This is a genomic window from Lysinibacillus sp. NPDC093712 (assembly GCF_050280025.1).
In the GTDB taxonomy this organism is placed as follows: Bacteria; Bacillota; Bacilli; order Bacillales_A; family Planococcaceae; genus Lysinibacillus.
In genome coordinates this window covers 153471-178989 of record NZ_JBNNUU010000006.1, presented here as the reverse complement: position 1 = coordinate 178989, position 25519 = coordinate 153471, and the positions used below count along the sequence as shown (strand labels likewise).

35 protein-coding genes and 1 riboswitch are annotated in these 25519 nt (G+C 37.5%); of the genes, 24 read left to right on the top strand and 11 right to left on the bottom strand.

Features of this window, described 5'->3' with window-relative positions; all coding sequences use genetic code 11:
- Positions 1-38: 38 nt before the first annotated feature.
- Positions 39-776, bottom strand: a complete 738-nt coding sequence (locus tag ACQKNX_RS19945; protein ID WP_427430356.1) for a cyclase family protein — start codon at positions 774-776, stop codon at positions 39-41.
- A gap of 262 nt (positions 777-1038) precedes the next feature.
- Positions 1039-1140: riboswitch (SAM riboswitch) on the bottom strand.
- 108 nt (positions 1141-1248) lie between these two features.
- The gene (locus tag ACQKNX_RS19940; RefSeq protein ID WP_340821855.1) at positions 1249-1554 is read right to left on the bottom strand and encodes a hypothetical protein; all 306 of its coding nucleotides are present in this window, start codon (positions 1552-1554) and stop codon (positions 1249-1251) included.
- A 269-nt stretch (positions 1555-1823) separates the two neighbouring features.
- Here ACQKNX_RS19940 and ACQKNX_RS19935 point away from each other — a divergent pair, with 269 nt between their 5' ends.
- From ACQKNX_RS19935 to ACQKNX_RS19925, 3 genes are all read left to right on the top strand, one after another.
- On the top strand, positions 1824-2267 hold the full coding sequence (locus ACQKNX_RS19935; RefSeq protein ID WP_427430355.1) for a VOC family protein: 444 nt from the start codon (positions 1824-1826) through the stop codon (positions 2265-2267).
- A gap of 73 nt (positions 2268-2340) precedes the next feature.
- Positions 2341-2946: a methyltransferase domain-containing protein gene (locus tag ACQKNX_RS19930; protein WP_427430354.1), complete on the top strand. Its 606-nt coding sequence runs from the start codon at positions 2341-2343 to the stop codon at positions 2944-2946.
- Positions 2947-3055: 109 nt separating this feature from the next.
- Positions 3056-3214, top strand: coding sequence for a DUF1540 domain-containing protein (locus tag ACQKNX_RS19925; RefSeq protein ID WP_173479301.1), 159 nt, complete (start codon positions 3056-3058; stop codon positions 3212-3214).
- 41 nt (positions 3215-3255) lie between these two features.
- On the opposite strand, the gene ACQKNX_RS19920 is transcribed toward ACQKNX_RS19925, so the two are convergent.
- From ACQKNX_RS19920 to ACQKNX_RS19905, 4 genes are all read right to left on the bottom strand, one after another.
- Complete coding sequence (locus tag ACQKNX_RS19920) at positions 3256-3504, bottom strand: group-specific protein (RefSeq protein ID WP_427430385.1); 249 nt, start codon at positions 3502-3504, stop codon at positions 3256-3258.
- Positions 3505-3672: 168 nt separating this feature from the next.
- Positions 3673-4323 carry an SIMPL domain-containing protein gene (locus ACQKNX_RS19915; protein ID WP_427430353.1) on the bottom strand — a complete coding sequence of 217 codons (651 nt, stop codon included), beginning with the start codon at positions 4321-4323 and terminating at the stop codon, positions 3673-3675.
- A 35-nt stretch (positions 4324-4358) separates the two neighbouring features.
- Positions 4359-4661, bottom strand: a complete 303-nt coding sequence (locus ACQKNX_RS19910) for a YunC family protein (RefSeq protein ID WP_173479305.1) — start codon at positions 4659-4661, stop codon at positions 4359-4361.
- Between the two features lie 236 nt (positions 4662-4897).
- Positions 4898-5020, bottom strand: coding sequence for a hypothetical protein (locus ACQKNX_RS19905; RefSeq protein ID WP_427430352.1), 123 nt, complete (start codon positions 5018-5020; stop codon positions 4898-4900).
- A 433-nt stretch (positions 5021-5453) separates the two neighbouring features.
- On the opposite strand from ACQKNX_RS19905, the gene ACQKNX_RS19900 reads away from it, so the two are divergent.
- On the top strand, positions 5454-6125 hold the full coding sequence (locus ACQKNX_RS19900) for a polysaccharide deacetylase family protein (protein WP_427430384.1): 672 nt from the start codon (positions 5454-5456) through the stop codon (positions 6123-6125).
- A 70-nt stretch (positions 6126-6195) separates the two neighbouring features.
- On the opposite strand, the gene ACQKNX_RS19895 is transcribed toward ACQKNX_RS19900, so the two are convergent.
- A complete protein-coding gene (locus ACQKNX_RS19895) occupies positions 6196-6462 on the bottom strand; it encodes a hypothetical protein (protein WP_427430351.1) in 267 nt (88 codons plus the stop codon).
- 108 nt (positions 6463-6570) lie between these two features.
- Here ACQKNX_RS19895 and ACQKNX_RS19890 point away from each other — a divergent pair, with 108 nt between their 5' ends.
- The 5 genes from ACQKNX_RS19890 (at position 6571) to ACQKNX_RS19870 (ending at position 11766) form a co-directional block, all read left to right on the top strand.
- Positions 6571-7362, top strand: coding sequence for a DUF2268 domain-containing protein (locus tag ACQKNX_RS19890; RefSeq protein ID WP_427430350.1), 792 nt, complete (start codon positions 6571-6573; stop codon positions 7360-7362).
- A 137-nt stretch (positions 7363-7499) separates the two neighbouring features.
- On the top strand, positions 7500-8009 hold the full coding sequence (locus ACQKNX_RS19885) for a DNA-deoxyinosine glycosylase (RefSeq protein ID WP_427430349.1): 510 nt from the start codon (positions 7500-7502) through the stop codon (positions 8007-8009).
- A 126-nt stretch (positions 8010-8135) separates the two neighbouring features.
- Positions 8136-8681, top strand: a complete 546-nt coding sequence (locus ACQKNX_RS19880; protein WP_427430348.1) for a hypothetical protein — start codon at positions 8136-8138, stop codon at positions 8679-8681.
- A 482-nt stretch (positions 8682-9163) separates the two neighbouring features.
- Entirely contained in the window at positions 9164-10795 is a 1632-nt protein-coding gene (gene abc-f, locus ACQKNX_RS19875; RefSeq protein WP_427430347.1) for a ribosomal protection-like ABC-F family protein, read from the top strand.
- Between the two features lie 164 nt (positions 10796-10959).
- Positions 10960-11766, top strand: coding sequence for a hypothetical protein (locus ACQKNX_RS19870; RefSeq protein WP_427430346.1), 807 nt, complete (start codon positions 10960-10962; stop codon positions 11764-11766).
- A 48-nt stretch (positions 11767-11814) separates the two neighbouring features.
- Here ACQKNX_RS19870 and ACQKNX_RS19865 read toward each other — a convergent pair whose 3' ends face one another.
- Positions 11815-12303, bottom strand: a complete 489-nt coding sequence (locus tag ACQKNX_RS19865) for an SRPBCC family protein (protein WP_427430345.1) — start codon at positions 12301-12303, stop codon at positions 11815-11817.
- Between the two features lie 35 nt (positions 12304-12338).
- Positions 12339-13730 (bottom strand): PLP-dependent aminotransferase family protein, encoded by a 1392-nt coding sequence (locus tag ACQKNX_RS19860; protein ID WP_427430344.1) that lies wholly within the window; start codon positions 13728-13730, stop codon positions 12339-12341.
- A 114-nt stretch (positions 13731-13844) separates the two neighbouring features.
- On the opposite strand from ACQKNX_RS19860, the gene ACQKNX_RS19855 reads away from it, so the two are divergent.
- From ACQKNX_RS19855 to ACQKNX_RS19845, 3 genes are read left to right on the top strand one after another with little or no spacing between them, the layout of a single operon-like run.
- On the top strand, positions 13845-14804 hold the full coding sequence (locus ACQKNX_RS19855; RefSeq protein WP_427430343.1) for a proline dehydrogenase family protein: 960 nt from the start codon (positions 13845-13847) through the stop codon (positions 14802-14804).
- On the top strand, positions 14801-15694 hold the full coding sequence (locus ACQKNX_RS19850) for a DMT family transporter (RefSeq protein ID WP_427430342.1): 894 nt from the start codon (positions 14801-14803) through the stop codon (positions 15692-15694). The genes ACQKNX_RS19855 and ACQKNX_RS19850 overlap by 4 nt, the downstream gene beginning before the upstream one ends.
- Positions 15695-15750: 56 nt before the next feature.
- Positions 15751-16110 carry a YybH family protein gene (locus ACQKNX_RS19845; RefSeq protein WP_427430341.1) on the top strand — a complete coding sequence of 120 codons (360 nt, stop codon included), beginning with the start codon at positions 15751-15753 and terminating at the stop codon, positions 16108-16110.
- Between the two features lie 23 nt (positions 16111-16133).
- On the opposite strand, the gene ACQKNX_RS19840 is transcribed toward ACQKNX_RS19845, so the two are convergent.
- On the bottom strand, positions 16134-16589 hold the full coding sequence (locus tag ACQKNX_RS19840; RefSeq protein ID WP_427430340.1) for a GNAT family N-acetyltransferase: 456 nt from the start codon (positions 16587-16589) through the stop codon (positions 16134-16136).
- A gap of 96 nt (positions 16590-16685) precedes the next feature.
- Here ACQKNX_RS19840 and ACQKNX_RS19835 point away from each other — a divergent pair, with 96 nt between their 5' ends.
- From ACQKNX_RS19835 to ACQKNX_RS19815, 5 genes are read left to right on the top strand one after another with little or no spacing between them, the layout of a single operon-like run.
- Positions 16686-16901 carry a hypothetical protein gene (locus ACQKNX_RS19835; protein WP_427430339.1) on the top strand — a complete coding sequence of 72 codons (216 nt, stop codon included), beginning with the start codon at positions 16686-16688 and terminating at the stop codon, positions 16899-16901.
- Between the two features lie 6 nt (positions 16902-16907).
- Positions 16908-17117, top strand: a complete 210-nt coding sequence (locus tag ACQKNX_RS19830; protein ID WP_427430383.1) for a GNAT family N-acetyltransferase — start codon at positions 16908-16910, stop codon at positions 17115-17117.
- Positions 17118-17130: 13 nt separating this feature from the next.
- Entirely contained in the window at positions 17131-17703 is a 573-nt protein-coding gene (locus tag ACQKNX_RS19825; RefSeq protein ID WP_427430338.1) for a nucleotidyltransferase family protein, read from the top strand.
- An 18-nt stretch (positions 17704-17721) separates the two neighbouring features.
- Complete coding sequence (locus ACQKNX_RS19820) at positions 17722-18198, top strand: DinB family protein (protein ID WP_427430337.1); 477 nt, start codon at positions 17722-17724, stop codon at positions 18196-18198.
- Positions 18189-19022 carry an AraC family transcriptional regulator gene (locus ACQKNX_RS19815; protein WP_427430336.1) on the top strand — a complete coding sequence of 278 codons (834 nt, stop codon included), beginning with the start codon at positions 18189-18191 and terminating at the stop codon, positions 19020-19022. Before ACQKNX_RS19820 ends, ACQKNX_RS19815 begins: the two co-directional genes overlap by 10 nt.
- Positions 19023-19027: 5 nt before the next feature.
- Here the strand turns inward: ACQKNX_RS19815 and ACQKNX_RS19810 are convergent, their stop codons facing one another.
- On the bottom strand, positions 19028-19222 hold the full coding sequence (locus ACQKNX_RS19810; protein WP_427430335.1) for a hypothetical protein: 195 nt from the start codon (positions 19220-19222) through the stop codon (positions 19028-19030).
- A gap of 288 nt (positions 19223-19510) precedes the next feature.
- Here ACQKNX_RS19810 and ACQKNX_RS19805 point away from each other — a divergent pair, with 288 nt between their 5' ends.
- The 7 genes from ACQKNX_RS19805 (at position 19511) to ACQKNX_RS19775 (ending at position 25421) form a co-directional block, all read left to right on the top strand.
- Positions 19511-20491, top strand: coding sequence for an ABC transporter substrate-binding protein (locus ACQKNX_RS19805; protein WP_427430334.1), 981 nt, complete (start codon positions 19511-19513; stop codon positions 20489-20491).
- 90 nt (positions 20492-20581) lie between these two features.
- Complete coding sequence (locus tag ACQKNX_RS19800) at positions 20582-21589, top strand: FecCD family ABC transporter permease (protein WP_340821879.1); 1008 nt, start codon at positions 20582-20584, stop codon at positions 21587-21589.
- Positions 21582-22613 (top strand): FecCD family ABC transporter permease, encoded by a 1032-nt coding sequence (locus tag ACQKNX_RS19795; RefSeq protein WP_340821880.1) that lies wholly within the window; start codon positions 21582-21584, stop codon positions 22611-22613. The genes ACQKNX_RS19800 and ACQKNX_RS19795 overlap by 8 nt, the downstream gene beginning before the upstream one ends.
- A gap of 29 nt (positions 22614-22642) precedes the next feature.
- The gene (locus ACQKNX_RS19790) at positions 22643-23425 is read left to right on the top strand and encodes an ABC transporter ATP-binding protein (protein WP_427430382.1); all 783 of its coding nucleotides are present in this window, start codon (positions 22643-22645) and stop codon (positions 23423-23425) included.
- 14 nt (positions 23426-23439) lie between these two features.
- Positions 23440-24201, top strand: a complete 762-nt coding sequence (locus ACQKNX_RS19785; protein ID WP_427430381.1) for an alpha/beta hydrolase — start codon at positions 23440-23442, stop codon at positions 24199-24201.
- A gap of 90 nt (positions 24202-24291) precedes the next feature.
- Positions 24292-24759, top strand: coding sequence for a GNAT family N-acetyltransferase (locus tag ACQKNX_RS19780; RefSeq protein WP_427430333.1), 468 nt, complete (start codon positions 24292-24294; stop codon positions 24757-24759).
- Between the two features lie 5 nt (positions 24760-24764).
- Positions 24765-25421 carry a hypothetical protein gene (locus ACQKNX_RS19775; RefSeq protein ID WP_427430332.1) on the top strand — a complete coding sequence of 219 codons (657 nt, stop codon included), beginning with the start codon at positions 24765-24767 and terminating at the stop codon, positions 25419-25421.
- Positions 25422-25519 lie beyond the last annotated feature (98 nt).

Below are 25519 nucleotides of genomic sequence, written 5' to 3'. Positions count from 1 at the left end.
ATTATATGACATTTGAGGCAGACCATTTTTGTATAGAATTAAGGCAAAATAGCAAATGAACGTACAGGGAATCCAGATGCTTTTTCAGGCTTTGGCACAATGTTGAAAATGACTGCACCTTTTGCTGGTAGCTTATCTAAATTCGTCATTAGTTCAATTTGATATGTATCCTGATCTAGTACAAAGTATTCGCCATCAAGCGTTCCATTTTTACGGAAATCTGCTGCTGAATCTGTATCGAATGTTTCGTGACCAATTGCATTAATGTTCCGTTCTGAAAATAAAAACTGCAACGCTTCTAATCCCCAACCTGGAATATGGTTATGACCGTCTTTATCTTTATTATTGAACAAATCCTTATCAGGCCAGCGTTTACTCCAATCAGTTCGCAGTGCGACAAATGTACCTGCTTCAATTTCTCCATATTCTGCTTCGAAATCTAAAATATCTTGTACACTTAACGTAAAGTCATTGTTCGATTCAGCTTCCTTGGACTTATCAATAACAATTAGCGGTAGGACAAGTTCTTTTAATTCTAATTCGTCTAAGTAGCGTGTATTTGAAACAAAGTGGATAGGTGGATCAATATGCGTTCCATATTGCCCGGGAAACGTAAATTGTTGTGCAAAGAAGCCGTCATTATGCGAAAATAGCGTTTCAAATTTGGCATCTTCAAACATAAAGAAATGAGGAGAGTTAGGTCCGAATGTGTGTGTTAAGTCGATCCATTGCTTGGATTTTAATAGCTCTAATGCTTGTAAAAGTTCATTTGTCATTGTTATTCCCTGCTTTCTTTTAGTATGAGTGGTGAATCAATTTCATCATTAAGTACGAACATTGAAGAGATAAAAATTATGATGATCCATCATTACGCTACAGGCAGACGCTTTCCACGTGCAAGCACCGAGCTTCCTTCCGCACCATTAAAATGTTCGTGAACTCTTTTAGAAAAACTAAGATGAAATTAACTCTTGCTTAAAATAAAATAAAAAAAGAGCCCTACTTGTAGAAGAGGACTCTTGTGTACTAAAGTCAGTCTCCTCATCTTTTCGCGAATTTCGCAAATTGGAATTAGCACCATGCCTAAGACTGGTTGCTGAGACTTCATAGGGCCAATCCCTCCATCTCTCTTGATAAGAAAAATATATGAATTTTCAGAAATAGTAATACCAAATACTCTAGCATAATCATAAATAGTTTACAAGTTCTATAGGAGTGCATGGTTATAAAAAATAAGAAGCTTTTCCCTTACCAATATAAAATTACCGCTATACTACAGCACCCACCTTCTGATAATACAATTCGAATATTATCTGGCGTATATTTCGCTTCAAACTTCGCCGTAACGCCCGCTGAAGAAATGAGTTTTTGCACTTCATCTTGCTTGGAAAGCTGTGCGGCATTCTTAAGATCATGTGCAAATTGATCAGACCCTTCAATTTTCTCTGTTAGTAATTGGGCCTGCTGCATAATTGGCTGAATTTGTTTGGCTGATGTCTTCAACTTCAATGTATTAATAGGCGGGTACGGATTTGGGTTTGGGGATGTGGGCATCGCAAGCTGTCCCGGCAAATGATGCGGTAAAGGGGAATTAGAAATGCCCCAATGTGGATATTGATTTACAAAAACATAATACGGATAAGGATTGTAATACAGCAGAATTCCTCCAATCCATAGCTAATATCTTAGTGTATCTTATGTAGCGGCATTATGTTTTGTGTTGAAGGTCATCTTTTATATGGAGCGCGTACCAAGGTCGTAGAAGGGAAATTAACTAAAATAGGAGAATAAGTAATAGATACTGTAGAAAAGGGGTAGATGGGATGAATCGTTTAAATTTAATTACATTAGGTGTAAAAAATATGGTAGAATCGCTGGCATTTTATCGTGATGGGCTTGGGTTTGAAGTAGTCGTCTATGGGGATGAAACAAATCCAGATGTTATTTTTTTCAATAATGCAGGAACAAAAATATCTTTATTCCCAATTGAGCGCTTAGTAAAGGATATTGATGAAGCGAATCCGCCAGCTGTAAGCGATGGCTTTAATGGCATGACACTTGCCTATAATGGAAAGTCTAAAGAAGAAGTCGATGAAATATTTTTGTTAGCAAAAAAAGCGGGAGCGAATATTGTAAAGGAGCCTGAAATAGTGTTTTGGGGAGGCTATAGCGGCTATTTCCAAGACCCAAACGGCTTTTATTGGGAAGTTGCACACGGTGATATGTGGCAATTTGATGAAAATGACATGTTAATTATTACGCAATAGATTGTCGGTGTGCTTTGATGAAGTTTTTGTCAAAGCACGTTTTTATAAACTAACCGATAGAGGAGATGGTATAGTGAAACCGTTTTGGGAGAAAGATTACTTAGCGGATACGCATTACGCTTTTGGTAACCCAAGTGAGGAAGTGGTTGAATGGGCAAAAACATTACAAGCTGGAGCGCGCATTTTAGATATCGGATGTGGTGATGGTCGGCACGCAATCTATTTAGCACAGCTTGGGTTTGAGGTTGAAGCTATCGATATTTCGGAGGCAGGTATTGCTAAAATCAATAGATATAAAGCGTTGCACCAATTACATAACTTACAAGCTATTGTGCAAGATGTTACGACATATGAGTTTAAACATTCCTATGATTGTATTATTTCACATGGCTTGTTCCACTTTTTAGAGCGTGAAGCTTGGCATAGCATTATTCATTCAATGCAAATACATACGAAAATACAGGGCATCAATATTATTACCGTATTTACAGACGAAGTAGATATTCCAGAAGATTTAGCACCATTTGTTAAAGGAATATGTAAAGAAGGCGAAATCAAAGATTTATATCATAGTTGGTTAATTCAATATTATCGTTCTTACCAATTTGAAGATCAGCATGACAACAATATTAAACATTGTCACGCAGCAAATAAATTGGTCGCTGTAAGAAGAAAATAAAGAAAACGAGGCACCATTGTTATTTTAGGTTATTTTTATGTTTTATGTTTAAGTTAAGTATTGAAAACTCCGAATTTGTTAAGGATAACAAAAAAGGAGGTGTGATACGATGGCACAACAGATTCTATGTGAAGTCAATAACTGCACGTATTGGGGCTCTGGTAATAAATGTACTGCAGAAGCTATTTACGTTGTAAGTCAAAAAGGTCAGCATGCATCCAATAGTGAAGAAACAGATTGCAAAACATTTACACCTGAAGAGCATTAGTGGCGTTAGGGTAACCCTTTAAGGGCTACCCTTTTTTTATGTCATAACTGGTATATATCTACTTTGTTTTTCTTGAACAATAAGGTATGCGCATTTTTAACTTTTTCCTCTACATAATCTAATGAATAATTGCCATATGCGTCTGTTAAATCACCGATTGCACGCGATAAATTATCAATGACAGGTATTAATGTTTCGAGTTCATTCCATTCTTTCCCTGCGTTCATCTCATCCATAATTTCATGAGCAAGATGTTGAATTTTCCGAAGGCGTTTGTTTTCCGCTTGCATCATATCCTCCTTTAAGCATCATCTTTTTACACTGACTAAATATATGATGGTTATTTGTAGTTCATGAGTAATTACTTTTATTTGGGATGCACAACAATAGAAGACAAGAAGCCTGACTACATTATGATAAATGGAGTCAGGCTTTGTTTTACGTTCTGAAAAATATATTTAGTATTGAAATGTAACGCGAACAGCGGCACTAATAGTGATTTGCCCTTGTTCAATAGGCGTTACCATTGACGAATCTGCCATTGCCATCGATTTATATAGCACAGGGCCACTTTCGTTTTCTTCAACAATTTCTATCGGCTGAGGATGCACAGATAATTGCATCGTCTGTGCTATCGTATTAGCCTTCATTTGTGCATTATGAAGTGCCAAGCTAAGCGCCTGCTGGTAATATACATCTGCATTATCAATTTTAAATTGGATAGAGGATATACGATTTGCTCCATTTTCCACAGCCGTATCAATAACAACCCCTACAAGATTTGTATCAGGTATTTTTACCGTAATTGCATTTGCTACCTCATAGCCTTTAAATACCTGTTTGCCATCTACATAATCATAAATAGGCGCAATCGTATAGGTGGCAGTTTGAATATTTTCCTTTGGAATAGTTAGTGCCATGATGGATTGAATGACACGATTCATAATGCTAGCATTTTCTTGCTGTGCTTGCTGCACATTTTCCCCTTGCGTAGTTACCTCAATTTGAAGCTGAACATAACTGGCATTCGCTACTACTTTTCCATTTCCTGTGACAGTCATAATGCGCGATGCAGGGAGCAAATGTGGATTTGCATGTGTGTGATACATTTAATACCACCTCCCGACTGGTCTCTAGTAGTGTTTTAAATCATTTTTAACAATGCTTCTACTCCAGTCATTCCTGCGAATATGCCTAGTTGCTCTGCCTCAAATGTAACGGACTCTAGTGGGGCTGTTAACAGCTCATCTATTGTTTTCACTCCAACCGCTCGACCTGCGATGATTTTTCGATCTAATAAGCGACTATTTAAAAGACCGACATCTAATGCACCACACATGATGTAGCCCGTATCATTTGAAATAGTTAGTAGTGTCGTTTTTGGTAAATGTACTATTACAGCAGTGAAAAAATGACCTTTAATCATAATAGGTTCAATTGTCACCATGAACATCACACTCCTTTTCTATCTATACATATGGCAATAGATAAAAAGGTGTTCGGTATTTCCACTAAAAATAAATCGGTTTCCTAAAGCGTAAAAATCCACTGCTCTTTCCGCGGGCACAGTGTAAGCCACAACCGTCGCTGTCGTGCGCCTGTTACGTCTTACATTACGTGTGTTCCCACAGGAGTCTATGTAGATTTTTACTTGGAAATATAAATTGTTTGAGTGCCTGGCACTTATTTTGTATAAGAAAGCAATGCAGTTTGTTGTATATTTTTTAACGCTAATTTAGCCTCATCTTGTGTAGTGTACTCGAACATACGGTATGTATCTTGTTCAAAAACAGTAATAATCCACATTATAAAATCCCCTTTGTATATAAATTTGTAGTATAACAGTAATCAAATGTATTGTAATTGTTATATATCAGTTATGCACCTTATTTTACACCGATTTTATTAAAAATAAAGTGTTAAATGAAAGGTTTCACATTTCGTTCAAAATTGACGCTACGTTTGTGGAAATTATTTAAAAATAAGGATATTAGAAAAAGTTTAATTAAACAGGTTATTAAAGTATAGAGAAACAGTTTGTTAAATGTTTTTTCAGCATAAAGATTTTAGCAGGCATAAGTAAAATCAGGTAGTCTTTTTGAAGTATAATTCGACGTGTTTCGTAAATAGTAAGATGAGCTGTAATATGCAATAAAATGTGGGAGGTGATACTGTGATACGTAAAAATGTATTGTTTTTGACGGCTTGCTTTTTATTCATTTCTATCTGTTTTACAGGAATGAATACCTCTGCAGAAAAAGGGCGTAGTGAATATGAGGAGACTGGTGAGGTTGTGTGGGATATTAACACAAAGGATAAAATCGTTGCCTTAACCTTTGATGATGGCCCACATCCGAAGTATACCTCACAGGTGCTAGATATTTTAGCTAAGTATGAAGCAAAGGGTACCTTTTTTATTATTGGTCAAAATGCAGAAAAGTATCCAGATGTTGTTTCAAGAGCTTATAAAGAGGGTCATGAGCTAGCCAACCATACTTACACACACCCATTCAAAGTTTCTGTATCTAAATTACAGGAGGAACTACAGCGGACAAACGAAATAATTAATAATATTACCGGTTTTTCACCTGTTTTATTTCGTCCTGTAGGTGGTAATTATAACGATAAAATAATTAATACTGCCGTAAAAAATGGTTATCAGGTCGTCATGTGGTCTTGGCATCAAGACACACAAGATTGGAAAGAACCAGGCGTAAATAAAATTGTCCAAAAGGTGCTCGGTGGAACAAAGCCAGGGGATGTTATTTTGTTTCATGACGGAGGCGGCAACCGCACACAAACAATTAAAGCCCTAGAAGAAATAATACCTACATTAAAAAAACAGGGCTATACATTTGTAACAGTATCGGAACTAATTGAAAGAAAACAGCAACAAGAGAAAGTCCAATGAAAAATAAGCCATTTCAATAATGAAATGGCTTATTTTTTCCTAAAAGCAACGGATACTCTACGTATTTAAACTAGAAAAATAATAAAGGTGCTAATGCAATACCGGCAATTGCGCCAAATGCGATTCCGATGCCAAGTCCTGCTCCGAATCCTGGTCTAAATCCCCAACCCCAAAAACCTAAACCATATCCTCGATTTTGTCTATTAGGTAGAATCCATACCTGGTTTCTATCCACTCTAGTTACTTCTCCAACATGAACATTCCCAGATGTATCAGTAATTTTTACACGTTTACCGTGATATTTACAGCAAAGATTATAACAATCAGCTGGATTCACAGAAATCTCCTCCTTTCTTAGTCCTTACAAGATAATATATGCCGTTGCATACAATCATCACTAGCCGAATGTCTATTGAAACATAAGCTATTGCAAGGGGGTGAACGTATGTCAGTCATATCAACTGATGATTGGCTTTACGAGTTAAAAACTAGTCAAAAGTTAAATGGCAGTAGAGATTTTGAAGATTTACAACGTACTATTCTATGTAGCCCATTAGTAGAACATTTTAACGGCGCAACTCTACAAGAAATACAGTTTGAATTACAGCAGCAAGGGCTATTTCGAGCACATGAAAACATTGATATTAAGAAGCTACAGGATCAAAATGCTTGGGAAATTGTTCAGGAAGAATATTTTTATTTAAAGAAGCGATGGGGCGGGCCAGATATACCAATTTATATTTTTCCACTAACACAGGAGCAAAACATGACAAACAAAAATGGTGTTGCATATCCAGATGCTTTATTTTTATTTATAGGAGAGCTTGAAAGGGAAGAACTTAAAGCATTATTTGCACATGAATACAATCATGTTTGTCGATTGCACTACTTAAACAAATCGTTACGGGAAGTAACGCTTTTAGATTCAATAATTTTAGAAGGTTTAGCAGAATGTGCTGTAGAGGAAATTTACGGGTCTAAATGGTTAGCGACTTGGTTGGGAGACTATTCTTCGGAAAAGATGCTAGCTATTTGGAAGACTCAATTTTTGCCCAATATAAATATTCAAGACTTGAATAACCATGTTGAATATTTATATGGTGGAAGGCTTCCACCGTGGATAGGGTATTGCATTGGTTATGAAATTGTAAGGACATATATTCAAAGTCACTCGGCGAAAGAGCTTCTAAAAAAAAGTTCAAAAAACATACTTACAGGCTCTGCTTTTCCTTTATAGCTACAAAAAAACCAGTTGTCGAGACAACTGGTTTTGTAATTAAATAGTGAGTACCTTCCGCATTGCCAACGACATTAATCAGCTTTGAAGCAACGTTCTAAAACTTTGCGCTACAATAAAAGAAAGGAGTGATAGCTGTGTCAGATGAAGTGAAAAATTTACTGCCTCCTATTATTGATGTAGCAACAAAAGTGCTTATTGTCGGCTCAATGCCAGGAAAGCTATCGTTAGAGAAGCAACAATATTATGGCAATCCACGCAATCACTTTTGGTCTATTGTTGGGGAAATTTTACAGAGAGATATACCTGTAGATTATGGTCAGCGAATAGAGTTGTTAAAGGAAAATCGTATTGGTCTTTGGGATACAATTGAATCATGCGAGCGGAAGGGCAGTTTAGATTCGGCCATTCGAAATGAAAAACCGAATGATTTTAAAACCCTTTTTATCCATTATCCAAAAATTGAACTTGTGCTTTTTAATGGTGGTAAGGCATTTGAAGTGTTTAAAAAACATATTGGCTTTGATGTTTTAGACGGGCGAGCATATCAAAAAATGCCATCAACTAGCCCGATACCTGGAAAAAATATTAAATCTTTTGATGAAAAGCTGGAGGATTGGCGAGTGATGCAATCGTATTTAGCATAAAACCGATTTTGTAGCATGGAAAAGTGAAGACTAAAAACATCTTTGATGAAATGATGAGTAGGCTAATTGCTCAATCAGCTTTCGCCCTTTTACATATATTGAATTATGTAAAAGGGGGAGTTTGTATTGAATTTATATCCAAATAATGACTTAGGGGGACGTCCTGGTCCGCCAAATTTTGGCCCACCAAATATGGGTCCGCCAAATTTCGGCCCACCAAATATGGGTCCGCCAAATTTCGGCCCACCAAATATGGGTCCACCTAACTTCGGCCCACCAAATATGGGTCCACCTAACTTCGGCCCACCAAATATGGGTCCGCCTAACTTCGGCCCACCAAATATGGGTCCACCTAATTTTGGCCCACCAAATATGGGCCCGCCAAATTTCGGCCCACCAAATTATGGTCCGCCATCAACTGGCCAAATGCCAACAAGTGCTCCACCGAGTTTTTCGCCAGCTATGCCTGCGTGGCATGGAGGTTCTAGTGGTATTCAAAGATGTTTATTTAGGAATACATTTATTTGGACGACGAACGGAAGAAGTTTTTGGTTTTTCCCGACGGTTATTGGCAGGGACGTTATTGCAGGATTCCGCTGGAGCAGTAGATCTGGCTGGCGTTTCAGTACAATCTTGCGAGATAATATACTCGCATTCGAATGTTTTAGATAAGGGACCTATATTGCGAGGGATTCGTCGATTTACCGCGACGAATCCCCTTTCTATTTTAGTGGACATAGCTCCTTTTTCGAAAATATAGAGAGATATTTATTATAAATATTCTGTTTTTGAACAATTGATGTTACAATTATTGTAACTAAAGATGAAGGGACGATGGGTGGCTAATGATTAACTAATCTTATTTTTTGCACATGAAATGTATATTTCAATGAACCAAAAATAGGATTAGTCTGCCCATTTTCCATAAGTGCAACGATATAGGTTTAACCACCAACTATTGTTAAACGCATACTTAAAACGCATATTTTCCCACTAGAAATTCTTTGTTGGGGTATAGCATTTTTTAGTATTGGATCATCTCATAACTAAGCTCGACGATGTAGCTTTTTTTATGTATGATATTTCGCGACTAATCCTTCCAAAATAATTGGAGGGATTTTTTTTGTCCCTCTATACGGAGAGGAACGGATGTAATGAAAGAACTTTTAAAAGTACAAAATATACAGTATGAAGTGAGTGACACAGTGATTTTTGATAATGTGACCGCTACAGTAAAACAGGGTGAAGTCATTGGCATAATAGGTAAAAATGGAGCTGGAAAATCGACATTATTACAGCTAATTCAAGGCATACTATCTCCTACAAAAGGGCAGCTATTGTGGTTACAGCGAATCAAAATTGCTTATGTTGAACAAGAGCAAGTAGCTATTGAAAATTGGGAAGTAAGTGCAGAGGAAGCAGATTTACTAGCTAAATGGCATGTGCCAAACACTGATTTTGTAGCTTTAAGTGGTGGTGAAAAGCTGAAAAGGCGACTAGCACGAGGATTTTCACAACATGCGCAACTACTATTGTTAGATGAACCGACAAATCACTTAGATGAAACAAGTACAGCACTGCTAATCGGCCAAGTGAAAAAATATGGCGGTACAATTATTGTCGTGTCCCATGACCGTTATTTTTTGGACGAAGTTGCCACGAAAATATGGTCATTGGAAGACGGTAAATTGCAAGAGCATAGTGGACATTATACAAGTTATATAGCGGTACGAGAGCAACAAAGGTTAGCGCAACAACGTGCATATGATAAACAGCAGAAAAATATTGAACGTATTGAATCACAGATAAATGAGCTTTCGTCTTGGTCACATAAGGCACACGCGCAATCGACTAAGCAAGAGGGTTTTAAAGAGTTTTATCGAGTAAAGGCTAAACGAATGGATGCGCAAGTAAAATCAAAGAAAAAACGCTTGGAAAATGAGCTTGCAAAAACGAAAGTTGAACAACTTAAGCAAGAAGAGGAAGTGCGATTTTCAGTAGAGACAAACCAACGGGTAGGAAAACGATTTTTAGAGTGTAAGCATGTAACAAAATCTTTTCAGCATCGTCTTATATTTCAAGATATAAATTTAGTAATTAAGTTTGGTGAAAAGATTGCTATTACTGGCCCAAATGGTAGCGGGAAAACGACTTTATTGAAAGTGCTGACAGGACAAGAAAAAGCGGATGGTGATATATGGATTTCACCTGCTGCCAACATCGGCTATTTAACGCAGGATGTATTTGATTTGCCACTTGAACTTACACCAGAGCAATACTTTTACAAGGAGACTTTCGAGGAAAGAGGTAAAGTCCGCAATGTCATGAAACATTTAGGGTTTACAGCTAGTCATTGGACAGCACCTATTGGCAATATGAGTATGGGTGAGCGTGTGAAGTGTAAGCTTATGGCATATATACTAGAGGAAAAAAATGTTCTCATTTTAGATGAGCCAACGAACCATTTAGATTTGCCATCAAGAGAGCAATTGGAGAAAACATTGGAATTGTATACAGGTACATTGCTCGTAGTATCACATGATCGTTATTTTTTAGAAAAAACGACGAACTTCGTTTGGGAGCTTAAAAATAATGGCGTTGAGAAAAAATGGAGAGAGAGCGCACCGCCACAAGTAAATGATACGAGTGCACTGCGACTAAAGCTTGAAAATGAAAGACAAGAAATACTCGGCAAACTTAGCTTTCTAACTGCAAAGGATAAGGAATATGCAGTGCTTGATCGAAAGTTTAATGACTTGACTAAGCAAATTAATGATCTTCGCTAGTTTCACGTTTAAGAGAGAAAAGAGTGGGGAAAATAAACTTGATTCAGCAGAAGTTCTCCACTTTTATAATGTGGGGAAACCTGGCTAATGTCACAGGCTTTTAGAGCAGAATTGAAAAAATGCCAAAACCGTTATTGATATAAAGCCAAAAGAGGGGTGTCTAAATGAAAAAAATACTTTTTACAAGCTTACTCACGATTAGTATGCTAAGCGCATGTACTACAAATGACGAGAAAGTGAGCGAACAAGACCATACACAGCAAGACCATACGCAAGAAGAGCAGCAATCAAATGAAAATGAGAATGCTACAACTGAAACAAAATCTGAAGACACTGTATCTTCTATCACGCAGGCAGAAGCATTAAAGACTATAAAAGAGCAGCTTGGAACAGAATTAGCGGTTGTTATGCCAAATAACCTTCCGCTAACAAAAGGGACTTTTTTAACGGCGACAACAACAGGTTCAGACAAACAAGCTGAAGTTCTTTTTCTAGAAAGCAAAGAGTATATTCCTGTTAACGATGTGAAGCTAAAAAATGCTACTAATGCAACAGCGATTGCCAAGCTTACTGTAAAGCTATTCGATAGTATAGATGAGGCAAGCGAACAGATTGCTTATGAAGATTTTAGTAAAAATGGCGGGCAGCAAGTACCGCTTGGATACAATATTAATGGCTATCAGGATGCAGGCGCAGGCTCGTTATGGACTGGATGGAATGAGGGGAGATGGGCATTAGCAAGCCATACTCGAACAGATAACCCAGCCGCTGGAGTTGACCTAGCGAAACAAGCAGTAGAATATTTAGAATCCCATACGCTTCCGATTCCACATGAAAACGGCATGGTGCATTTAGACGTTTATGAATCTGGAAACTTAATCGTCTGGCAGGATGGAAAGCTTGTCTATACACTTGATTCAATAAAGGACCCAATGAAGGCGCTAGCAATTGCATCAGCCTTTAACCAATAATCAAAATACCCTGAGTGGCAATCCGCTCAGGGTATTTTTTTTGCTTGTTTACTTTTCAACTTCTTGTAAAAGTATCGTATATTCTGCCAACCATTTTTGCCATGCTTCCATTGGAAATGCTTCATGCACCGTGCCGTTTAACAAATCAGACAGTTGCTCTAGGCAAATATGCCAACCAGCTAAATCTTTAGGCGTATGATCAGTCAGCTGACCGATTGTTTCGTGCAACACTAATAGTGAACCCTCACTAGTCGGTGATAGCTCAAAGCGTACGCAATCCTTGCCCCAGTCAAACTCCAGTACCTCCTGCTCAATATAATCTGTAATAGCGATGTCTATAAAGGCATCAGTTCCGTCATTCATATTGAAGCGCATTTTACCATTTTTTTTAGGGTCAATCATTTCTAAATTGCTCATCCATTTTTGAAGTTTGCCATTGTCCGTTAGTACCGCCCAAACTGCGCTAATTGAATGTGACAGTGAGCATTCAATTAGCGCGATATAGCCGGTTTGTTTTTTGTGAATCGTAGCTAACATAAACAACCTCCTTGAATTTAAGGCTATTCGACCTCTTATTTATGAAAGACTGCTCTAAATAATCGGGTCACGCCTTCTTGTATTTCATCTTTTTTTAAATGCCCGAATCCTAAAATAATATGATTGTTATATTTTCCTTTACTAATTGAATGTTCTTCTACTGGATATACTTTTACACCAAATTGTTCAATTTTTTCAAGTAGTGCTTTTGAGAAGTTGATGTTTTGTATTTCTACAACGAGGTGCAACCCAGTGGAATAGCCTAAAACCTTTATTCTATCTGAAAAGGTTGTACATAAACAATCGATAAGAAAATCTCTATTGTTCTTATAATACTTCTTCATTTTTGCAATATGTCGTTCTAAGTATCCCTCTTTAATAAAACGAGCAAGAATAAGCTGATCTACTGAAGGTGTATGTAGATCTGAAAACCATTTAAGCTGACGGCATTTTTCAACAAGGTCTGTTGGAAGAACGAGATAGCCAATTCTTAATGCCGGTGAGAGAATTTTACTAAAAGATCCAACGTAGAGAACACGATTAGGGTCTAATCCTTGTAAGGAGCTTACAGGAGGGCCTTCATATCTAAATTCACTATCATAGTCATCTTCGACCAAATAACATTTTTTTTGCCTTGCATAGTTTATTAACTGAATTCTGCGTTGGATTGGCAAAGTGCCCCCTAATGGAAACTGATGCGAAGGAGTTAGAAAGACGAATTTTGGCTGTTGATTTTGTGGTAATAAGGATGTTCTCATACCGGATTTATCAACTGGTAGTGAATGAATAGAAGCTCCCGAAGATTTAAATATAGTTTGAATATCATTTGTAATAGGGTCTTCCATAATAGCTATATCATTTGCTGATAAAAATAATTTAGAAATAATTGTCAATGCTTGAGTAGCACCGGAGGTTATGACAATTTGATTGGGATGACATTCAACACCTCTTGTTCGCAATAAATAGTTTGCCAATACGTCCCTTAACTCGTATCGACCTTCGGGTAAGTCGTAACCAAAGAGAGAAGGATTCGTATCATTCCATATACTATGAGATAATTTTGCCCATGTTTTACGGGGAAATAAACTTAACGCAGGTATACCCGAACGAAAGTCAATTTTCGGTTCTTCTGTTTTTTCTTCTGTTCTTTTTATAAAAGTTACTTTGCTAGATTGAGTTAATAATGCTCCATCGACAACAAATGTACCAGAACCTCTATAAGAAACTAAAAATCCTTCTGCCACAAGTTGCTCATAAGCTTCTAATATAACATTTCTTGACACATTTAATTCTGAACAGAGTTTACGTGTTGACGCCAACCTCTCCCCACCTTGTAAAGTTCCATTTAAAATTTTTTCACGAATTTGTTGATAGACCTGTTTATTTAAAGGTACATCTAATGCTCTACTTATTGGTATCCACAGCATATTTGTTTTACTCCTTTTTAAAATTGGTACCGTTAAAAAGTATAATAAGTGGTTCTATTTTTACCAATATTACCATGATACAGTAAATTTAAATAACGAATAGGAGCTGAAAAAATGAAAAAGTCAGAAGGATTAGTTATTCAAGCATTGAAATCGGCTGCAAGAAATAATCAAATGAAAGACGCGTTTCAACAATCGAATGAACTTTATCCACTATTATTGAAGGCTGCAAGACGATATGTAGCAGGGGAAGAAAGAGCGGAAGCCGTTACTGTAGCAAAAAATTTGTCTGCAATAGATTATCAGATTTCGCTGGAGTTTATAGGAGAAAATACAGTAAATCTTGAGGAATGTCAAAAGGCTACAAAAGAATTTATGGCGTTGATTGAAGAGCTGGGTACTTTGTCTATGAAACAAACTGTATCGTTTGATTTATCGCATATTGGATTGTCTATAAACAAAGAAATTGCCTTTAAGCATTTACTTCAACTTGTTCAGCAGGCAAATAAATATGACATTATTTTAATGATCAGTATGGAGGAGTCATCAAAGACAGACGATATTCTATACATTTATAAAAAAATAGCAACACAATACAACAATATCGGCATTACGTTACAAGCTCATTTATACCGCACTGAGTTGGATATACAAGAACTTGTGCAATATCCTGGGAAGATACGGATTGTGAAAGGAGCATTTCAAGAGCCAAGTACACTCGCTTTTGAGAGGTCAGAAGCGTTGAATAGTCGCTATCTTCAATATGTAGAGCAATTAATAAAATTGAATCACCCTATTTCTATAGCTACACATGATGAATCCATTATACAAGTGATGGAACAACGACAATATTTTCATCAAACAAATGTAGAAATCGAGATGTTATATGGCATTCGACCAGACTTACTTCAGAAATTAAAAGGAAAAGGATATAACTGTAAGATATATTTACCTTATGGTCATGACTGGTATTTATATTTGTGTCATCGTCTTGCTGAAAACCCAGAGAATCTATATTCCGCAGTAATGGACATGTTGAGTACATCATTAGTAGATAGTAGTGAAGGTTATTGAAGAATCGAATCATGCCTGTTCTAAATATTAGCCTTGCTATGTGTATAGTAGGAAGTTCTGTTGTTGCGGGTAAACTCATTGTTCAAAGCTTCCCTGTGTTTCTTGCTTCTGAACTAAGGTTTTTAGTCGCATCAATCATTTTAGTACCGATTTTGTTAAAGGTTGAAGGTATGCCTTCATTGCGAAAAAAAGACTATCTCTATTTATTTTTTCAGGCATTAACAGGCGTGTTTTTATTTAATATTTTTATGCTTTATGGACTAACACGAACGACAGCAACTGAAGCAGGGTTAATCACAAGCACTATCCCAGCCTGTACAGGTTTGCTGTCCTTTTTCTTATTGAAAGAGAAATTAACAAAGAACATCATAATTGGCATATGCTTAGCAACGATGGGAACTATGACAATAAATGCCCCTGGGATATTTGGCACTTCTAACATTTCTTATTTATCAGTAGTTGGGAATTGCCTCGTTTTTGGTGCAGTTATTTGTGAGTCATTATTTATTATATTTGGGAAATTTATTTCTCAACGGGTTAGTGCATTAACTATTTCTACGATTGTTAGCTGTTTTGGATCAGTCTTATTTCTACCGTGTGCTCTATATGAAAGTAGGCAGTTTGCATATGAAAAAGTGTCCTTTGCTGAATGGGGCTTAATTATGTATTTTGGAATCGTTGTTACAGTCATCGCATTTATTCTTATGCATCTTGGCATAGCGAAAGTATCAGCAAATATGGCTGGCATTTTAACGGGCTTTTTGCCAATCAGTAGTATTGCGTTATCCTCTTTGGTATTAGGTGAATCTATATCCGCTGTTCAATTAGTTGGATGTGTATTAATTTTAGTCGCACTGTATTATCTTTCAAGAAAGCCAGCACTTAAATAAGTGTTTCGATTTGCAAAATATTTAGCTAATATTAGATGAAAAGAGGAGGAATGGAAATGGTTTGTCAACAAGCTTTAACACATTACATTGAAGCAACAAATACACATGATTTTAATAACGTCAAAGCGCTATTACACCCACAAGCAGTTTATTGGTTTACTGACCAAACATGCACAACGCTAGACGAGATAGGAGCTTATTTCACTCATGCATGGCATGTCATAAAAGATGAAGTGTATCGGGCGACAAATGTTCAATGGCTTACTGCGGATGCAAATACTGCTACATGTATTTATACATACCATTACGAGGGATATCATAATGGCACATTTGTATCAGGTAGCGGGAGAGCGACAAATGTTTTTACTGTAGTAAATAACGAATGGAAGCTTATTCACGAACATTTAAGTAGCTAATGCAGTTGGCATATACCCCCTTTTTAATCTAGTTTTGCGGCATAAACGCGTGAACTTTCCCCCCAAGGATGGTAGCCAGTACCGATATGTGAAAAGCCATAACGTTCATATAAACCAATATGGTCTGTACAAAGATAAAGGTGTGAAAATCCGTGTCGCTGGGCATCCTTTTTAGCTTGCTCTAATAGCAATGCTCCGTATGCATGCCCGCGATGGCTTTCTTCAATATACACCGCACAGACCCAAGGATATAAATCCATACGACTAATAAAATCATTCGTTATTAAACCTGCACAGCCAATAATGTCATCATTGTCCATTAATAAATACCACTGCGGAAGTGGTGCCTGCGCAGTGATGCAATGTGAAATACAATCCTCATAGAGCATCATACTTTCCTCACTTGCCCATTTACTTTGAATATAGCGGGTCGTCAATTTAGCAAAGCTAGGCTCCTCACGTACAGAAATAATTTTCATATTCACACCCCTTTGAAAAATAATGTCATACAGTTATTATTGTAATAAATGGAAACGTTAATAAGCAATGATAAAACTATCGGATGGGCAATAAAGGTGCAAATTAGATCCGTTGATATACATGATATAAAAGCTTTAACTTTGTTAATGGAGCGGCTTGGGTTTCCAACGACAGAGGAGAAAAAGACATTAAGTTTTCAAGCTTTAGCAGCAAATCCAAGTTATCATACTTTAGTTGCTGAAATGGACGGCCACGTAGTTGGGATGGCAGGATTGTGCCATAGCTTATTTTATGAGCATGATGGAAGTTAGGTACGGATTCAAGCTTTTGTCGTAGATCATCATTATCGTAGAAAAGGCATTGGACAGAAGCTGCTTGAAGCGATAGAATACTGGGCAGTGGAACAGGGGGCTTCGGTAATTGCTTTGAACAGCGGTCATCGTGAAGAACGAAATGCGTCTCACCAATTTTACAGACAGCAAGGCTTTGAAGGAAAAAGCACTGGTTTTATTAAGCAATTAAAATAGGGGTCTAATTTAAATGAAGAAGTTACTAACAGAACGAGATTTCATAACTTTAATTGAGTCGGATACATGGATGATGGAAATTCTACGCTGTGTCGAGCAACTACAATTACCGGATGGCTGGGTATGTGCTGGATTTATTCGTTCGAAGGTGTGGGATTACTTGCATGATTATAAAGAGAGAACGCCATTAGGTGATATTGATGTCATTTATTTCGATAATCAGCATATTTCCGAACAACTAGAGAAGCAATATGAACAGCGATTATTAGCACTCTTACCAAAAGAACCGTGGTCTGTGAAAAATCAAGCTAGAATGCATGTCGTAAACGATAGTAATCCTTATCAATCTTCCGTTGATGGAATTGCGCATTTTCCTGAAATACCTACAGCGATTGGTGTGAGGCTTACACAAGGTACACTGGAAATTGTAGCGCCTTATGGCATACAGCAATTGCTGTCGGGGATTGTTGCGCCTACACCTTATTTTGATGAAAATACACAATTGCATGACATTTATCAAAAGAGGATACATAACAAACGATGGCAAAATATTTGGCCAAAACTAACATTTGTAACATCGGTATAGCTAAAGGAGCTGACAGAATTGCAACCAGAAAAGAAGCAAACACTAATGCATTATGAAAAATCTATACTATGGCTAGAGCGACTTTCGCATATTACGGATAAGCAGTGGCGTTCCCCAATTCAACAGGGGAAGTGGACAGTCGCCGAAGTGATTGGACATTTAATTCCATGGGATGAATTTGTATTGCATAAGCGCATTCCATTTCTATTTTCAAAAGAGCAGTTACCTAAGGGGCCCGATGTGGAACAGATGAATGCTGAAGCAGCGAGCAGCAGCCGTTTACAAAGTATGGAGCAAATATTGCAATCGTTACTGAATAATAGGCGTTTACTGTTAGATGCCCTTGCTCGTTTACCAGATGAATTGTGGCAGCAGAGCTTTAAAATCGGGCACTCTGAGCTTACACTTTACAGTTATTTTTCTGGCTTAGTAGAACATGATCTGCATCATTTTTTACAAGTCCAAGATGTTATAGGTGAGATGGAATGGAAATAAATATAAATATAAATCAAATCATTGATTATTATGCACAGGCAACAGTGGATTTTGTTGATATTTTTACGAATAAAATGGAACCAGATCGAAAGGATATCGGGCGTACAACAGCGCCAGGGAAATGTGGTTTAGTCTTTCCACTGGCAGGCAGTGCGTCCTTTAGCTTTAATGGTACTCCTTATATCATGGTGCCAGGAATGGTTGTTCATGCGGGGCCACAAATGCCAATAGAAATATATACGATTGGTGATAAAGTGTGGGAGTATGCGGTAGTCCATTATCATATACCTGCAGACGAGGAGGCTATTAATCCATTAGCAACGCAGCATTTCTTAATCAATACAGGTGAAAACTCAAAAATTATTAATCTTGTACAACAGCTAATAGAAAGTTATGCAATGCCAGGAAGTATGGCAACATTTAAATCAAAGTCGATATTTATGAATTTAGTGGAAACGATTTTAATTTCGGCAAAAATGAAGGTTCTTGATACAGCAAATGAAATGATGGAGCAAGTTATACAATACATTCACGAGCACTATTCGAAACCATTGTCAGTGTCGAAAATTGCACAGGAATTCGGTGTCGAGCGTCGTAGATTTGCATATCTTTTTGAACAGCATACAGGTATGAATCCTAGTAACTATTTAACAGAATATCGCATGCGACGGGCAAAGGACTTGCTACGATATTGTGATTCTACAGTAACTGAAATTGCAGAATGTGTAGGCTATGTTGATAGCTTTTACTTTAGCAGGGTATTTAAAAAAAGCACCGGAATGTCTCCAACAGCATATCGAAAAATAATGATTGAAGAAGCTTAATATGTCTAAAGGGGAATCGCCGATAAAAGCCAGTGAATCGCCAGTAAGACGAGAGAAATCGCCGATAAAAACCAGTGAATCGCCAGTAAGACGAGAGAAATCGCCGATAAAAACCAGTAAATCGCCAGTAAGACGAGAGAAATCGCCGATAAAAACCCGTAAATCGCCAGTAAGATGAAAAAACTCGCCAATAAACCCAAGGAAAGCATCCTCTATAAATGACGACACCGGCATAGCCAAAAAGTGTTAGATTGATTGCGGTCAATCTAACACTTTTTCTCCTATTATTCTGTCTCTTTTTTTAAAATAATTTCGGCAAAAGTCCATATAGAAAATAAAATTGTCCATTCACAACTATTTTTCTCTTTGGTAGGATAGTAATCGTAAATGATAATGGCTATCAATTAAATAGCTAATTACTATTGACTTATAAATGAAAATGATTATCATTATCGTTAGCAGATGAAAATAATGAGGAGAGATTCATTGTGAATAAATATATCAAAATGTGTGCACCTGCACTTTTAGCACTATCCCTAGCAGCGTGTGGTACCGATAAAGAGGAATCCACACCTGTCAAAAATGAAGCAGCAGAAACAAGTACAACTGAAACACAAACTGACCAAGCAAAAACACAGAGCATTACATATTTAGGTGAAACGTATGAACTGCCCGCTAAGGTGAAAAACATTGTAGCTGCAAGCTTAGAATCAATGGAAGATGCTGCAATGCTTGGTATCAAACCAGTTGGTGCACTTGATATTGGTGGCAAAATTCCATCATATCTTACAAAGGAATTAGAGGGTGCAACACTAGTAGGAAATAAAATGGAGCCAAATGCGGAGGCAATTTTAGCACTTGATCCTGACGTTATTATCGGTACTTCAAAATTCCCTGAGGAAACTGCTGAAAAATTAAATAAAATTCAAACAATGATTCCTTACTCACATATTTCAACAAATTGGAAAGAAAACTTAACACTTCTTGCGCAGCTTACTGGCAAAGAAGAAGATGCTAAAAAAATTATTGCAGACTATGAAGCTAAAGTAGCGGATGCTCAGGCTAAATCAAAAGAGCAACTAGCGGACAAGGAAGTATTAATTATTCGCTTACGTGGCGGCGTTATGTATATTTATCCTGCAGGCGTTTACTTAAATCCTGTGCTGTATGAAGATTTAGGTGCTCCAGTACCTGAAATTTTAAACTCGACAAAAGCGCAAGCAGAGCTTTCACTTGAAACGTTAGCGGAGATCGACCCAGACTCGATTTTCCTACAATTTGAGGAATCTGAAAATACGGATGCACCGAAAGCATTAGAAGATCTGCAAAAAAACCCGATCTTTGCTAGCTTAAAGGCAGCTAAAAATGAACAGATTTTCGTCAATGCAATTGATCCACTCGCTCAAGGTGGTACTGCTTGGTCTAAGGTTAAATTCTTAGATGTCGCAGCGGAAAAATTACTTAAATAGAAGAAGTAGGCTGGTAGTAGAATTGGTGCAAGCACCGGGCTATTACCAGCCTTTTATAAGATAAAGATTAAATAGAAAAAGGTGTGGCAGTTGAAAAAAACAAACATAGTATCATTTTCTATATTAGTAGCTTCACCTTTCTTAATTGCGATTGTGGCTTTAATTTCTGTCATGTACGGTACAAAGGATATTAGCAGCTTAACCGTATGGCAAGCACTTACGGCATTCGATGCTGGGAATATTGATCATCAAATTGTTAGGACTAGTCGTATTCCTAGAATTTGTGCCGTATTACTAGTAGGTGCGTTTTTGGCAGTAGCCGGAGCGGTTATGCAAGGTATTACTCGAAATTATTTAGCATCTCCATCATTGATGGGCGTTAATGACGGCTCCGCATTTGTCATTACATTGGCGCTTGTGTTTTTTCCAGGACTTCCAAATTACCAAATGATTTTACTATCTATGCTCGGCTCTGCAATGGGAGCAGGCATCGTTTTCGGGTTTGGCTCACTAATAAGGAATGGGCTTTCCCCAGTTCGGTTAGCGATTATTGGAACAGTAATAGGGACATTTTTGAGTAGTATAGCGACAGCAATAGCAATGTATTTCCAAGTGTCGCAAACGGTTAGCGCTTGGTATAACACTAAGGTACATACGGTAGACAATGATATGCTAATGCTTTCAATACCTTTCGGATTAATAGGCCTTATTCTTGCATTATTATCGGCAAGAGCTATTACTATCACCGCATTAGGCGACGATATTGCCTTAGGCCTTGGACAAAAAACAAAAGCAGTAAAAATTGTTAGTATGCTTGCAGTTGTATGTTTAACAGGTACTGCGGTGGCACTTGTCGGAAAAATAGCTTTTGTCGGGCTTGTCATTCCACATATTACACGTTTCCTTGTAGGTGTTGATTATCGTTTTATTATTCCATGTGCAGCGGTAATAGGAGCATTTTTCTTAGCACTTTGCGATGTGCTCAGTCGTTATGTAAATTACCCATACGAAACGCCAATTGGTGTATTAACAGCGCTAGTCGGTGTCCCATTCTTCTTATACTTAGTTCGTAAGCACGGAGGTGAAAAGCATGCATAAAAAAACTTCCCGTGCAGTCATTACGACTGTCGCTATCCTGCTATTATTTATATTAGGGGCAAGCTATCTCCATATTACGAATGGCGTTTTTGATATGTCCGTATTAGATGTACTAAAAACACTCTTACGTATTGAGCCAAACCCGAAATATGATCTTGTCATTTTTGAATTTCGTTTACCACGAATTGTAATAGCAGCACTTGTTGGTGTGGGACTAGGCATGGCAGGGGTTGTGCTGCAGGGCATTACACGAAATGGCTTAGCAGACCCAGGAATTTTGGGTATTAATGCTGGAGCGGGTGCAGCAGTAGTCATTTTTATGTTTTTCTTTCAATTCCGTCTTGTAACAGCGGACATTAGTAGCTGGTTATCTATTTTAATCATGCCGATATTCGGTTTTGTGGGCGGTACGATGGCCGCAGCTTTAATTTTTTCATTTGCCATGAAAAATGGCCACCTAGATATGCAGCGACTGATCTTAACAGGGATTGCTATTAATAGTGGATTTGGTGCATTATCGCTGTTTCTATCGTTGAAAATGAATGCGCAAGATTATGAATCGGCAGCAGTTTGGATGGCTGGTTCTATTTATAATGCCAATTGGATTTTTGTCGTATCGATGTTGCCATGGCTCCTATTGCTAGGATTTTATGTATATCGTAAATCATATTTACTCGATTATTTTCAGCTGGAAGAAGACAGTATTACAAGTTTAGGCATAGCGCTAGAAAAAGAGAAAATTAAATTATTATTGGCAAGTGTAGGCTTAGTGAGCGCCTGTGTATCTGTCTCCGGAAGTATTGGTTTTATTGGATTAATGGCGCCACATATTGCTAAACAGCTTGTCGGTATTCAACATCGTTATGTAATGCCGGTGAGTGCCCTAATAGGTGCATGCCTGCTTGTGTTCGCCGACTTTATTGGTAAAACTGTCTTTGCACCTTCAGAGCTAGCAGTTGGTATTGTTGTTTCAATTATTGGTATTCCGTACTTCTTGTATTTACTAGTGAAGTCAAAAGCATAGGAGGAAGTTGTGTGCAAACTGCATTTAGAATGGAAAATTTGTCCTCAGGCTATGAGCATGTTCGTGTATTTGAAGGATTGAACTTAACGATAGAAGAGGGAAAAGTAACAACTATTATTGGTCCTAATGGTTGTGGAAAATCGACCTTATTAAAAACAATAGGACGCATTTTAAAGAAACAACAGGGAACGGTTTATTTACAGGAACAAAATATGCAAAATTTGTCGACGAAAGAAATTGCGAAAAAGTTAGCAATCCTATCACAGACGCCAATTGCACCAGGGCAGTTGAAGGTAGAGGAGCTGATTGCATATGGTCGTTACCCACATCGTAATAATGTCAATCGCTTAACGAAGAAGGATGAAGAAATGATTGAATGGGCCTTAACGGTCACAAATACATTGGAGTATCGCAACCGAGAGCTTGCACAGCTTTCTGGAGGTCAACGACAGCGTGTTTGGCTAGCAATGGCATTAGCACAAGAAACGAGCATTTTGCTGTTAGACGAGCCAACGACGTATTTAGATATGGCGCATCAGTTAGAGGTTTTAGATATCGTAAAAAATTTAAATGAACAACATGGCTGTACGATTGTCATGGTTTTACATGATATTAACCATGCAGCAAGATATTCAGATCATTTAATCGCTATGCGTCAAGGTGCTGTTGTGGAAACCGGAACACCACAGGAAATTTTATGTGCGGATGTGATGCGTAAAGTGTTTAATATTACGGCAAGAATAATGGAAGACCCAGCAACAAACACCCCTGTATGTTATGGCTATGATGTTTTAAAGGAGGAAGATAGATGACTGTAAAACAAGCAATTAACGTAACAGATTTTATATCTTATGAAATAACGTCGAAGTTTACTGATTATACGTATACGATAAACATCTATGTACCTCAAGGGGAAACACCTCAAGGCGGCTTTCCAGTTTTATATGTATTAGACGGATCGTCATACTTCAATTTAGTGAAGGAAGCAAATCGCCTGCAAAGCCGTAATGCGCCCAAAACAGGCATCGTACCTGCCATTGTCGTCGGTGTAGGACATGGAGCTGACATGCATGAACGACGATTTTATGATTTTACAGCACCAGCCGAAACGTATAGCTATCCTGCAAGATTTAAAGGAAATGGATATGATAAGCATGGCGGTGCGGTAAGTTTTAGTCGCTTTTTACAGGAAGAATTAATGCCACAAATTCAGCAACAATTCGATGTAAATGAACAGCATCAAACTTTATTTGGTCACTCTTTAGCAGGCTATTTTGTGCTGTGGCAATTATTGAATGAAAAACATAGTTTCCAACGTTATATAGCCATTAGCCCTTCCATCTGGTGGAATGAACATGAATTGTTCCATAAGGCAAGCGTATTTATGGAAGAGCACAAGCAAGTGAACGAACAATTATTTATCGGTGTAGGGGAACTTGAAACCTTTATGGTAGATGACGGACGACAAATGGCTAATGAGCTAATGCAAGTAATGGGTATTGAATTTTATGAAGCATTGAACGAAAATCATGCATCTGTTGTACCCACTGTAATGAGTAGAGCAATACGTTTTGTGAATAAATATTAATTCAGTAACCGCATTATCTTTGGTAATGCGGTTTACTTATGTATAAAAATTTAATATTATGTATTTATAATCAAAAAGGATGTGACTTAGATGGGAATTGTTTTGGCAAATAGTCAGGATGCACAAGTAGTGCATAAATTAATGCTTCAGGCTTTTAAAGAATATGAACATGCAACGCCACCATCCAGTGCATTAAGTGAAACGGTTGAATCAATTGAACAGGCGCTAAATAATGGCGAACAAGCGTTTATTAGTTATATGAAAGATACACCTGTAGCAATGGTTCGATTTACTTTGAAGGATCAGGGTATTTATTTCTTTCGCCTATCGGTCATTCCAGAAAAGCAAGGTCAGGGATTGGCAAAAGCATTAATGGTTGAACTTGAAAATTATGCACGTGCACAAGGGAAAAGGATTAGTGAATGTAAAGTCCGTATGAATGTACCACGTAATATTGAGTTATACCGCTCGTTAGGATATGTTATCACTAAAGAAACGATAGGGGAAAATCGTAATGGCTTTTCTCTTCCGATTGTAACAATGGAAAAGAATCTTTAGGGGGAGTGCATTTGAAGAAAAGATTAGGCTGTTTGCACGCACATCATTCAAATATAGATTACATAGAGCAAGCTTTTAATAGCTTTCATGAATTAGAGCTTGAGCATTTTGTTGATCCGGGACTTATTCAGCATGTGGCAAAGGGTACTGACGATTTGTCATTAAAAGTGAAGGAGCAAGTGGAGTGGATAGCCAGCTGTAATGTCGATGCCATTTTAATTACATGTACAAATTATATTGCGTTGTTAAAGGAAGAAGAGTTGTCATTATCCATACCAATTATAAAAATAGATGAACCCTATTTTCAATCACTTTGCAAAGTGACGCAACCACAAATAATACTTTTTACAAACCCTGCAACGGTGGAGGGAACGATGGACAGACTCTACCAATATGCTAAGCTCCACAATAAAGTGATAAACGTTCAGGCAAAGGTAATAGACAATACATTTGAGCTTATTATGCAAGGAAAAAAGCAAGCATACAACAATGCAATAATGGAATATTTCCGGGAAATAATTGGCGAAGGTCGGCTAATTTCTGTTGCCCAGCTTTCGATGGTCGAAGCGGCACAACAATTTGAAAAGGATTTTAACATTCCGATTATACATCCTTTGAAATCATTAGTTGGATTTGTTATAAAAAATGGCAATCGCCGGTAGAAGTGCCGGAATCGCCGATAAAAGTCGAGCAATCGCCGGTAAAAATGCTCAAATCACCGATAAAACTCACGCAATCGCCGATAAAATTTTAAATTTAA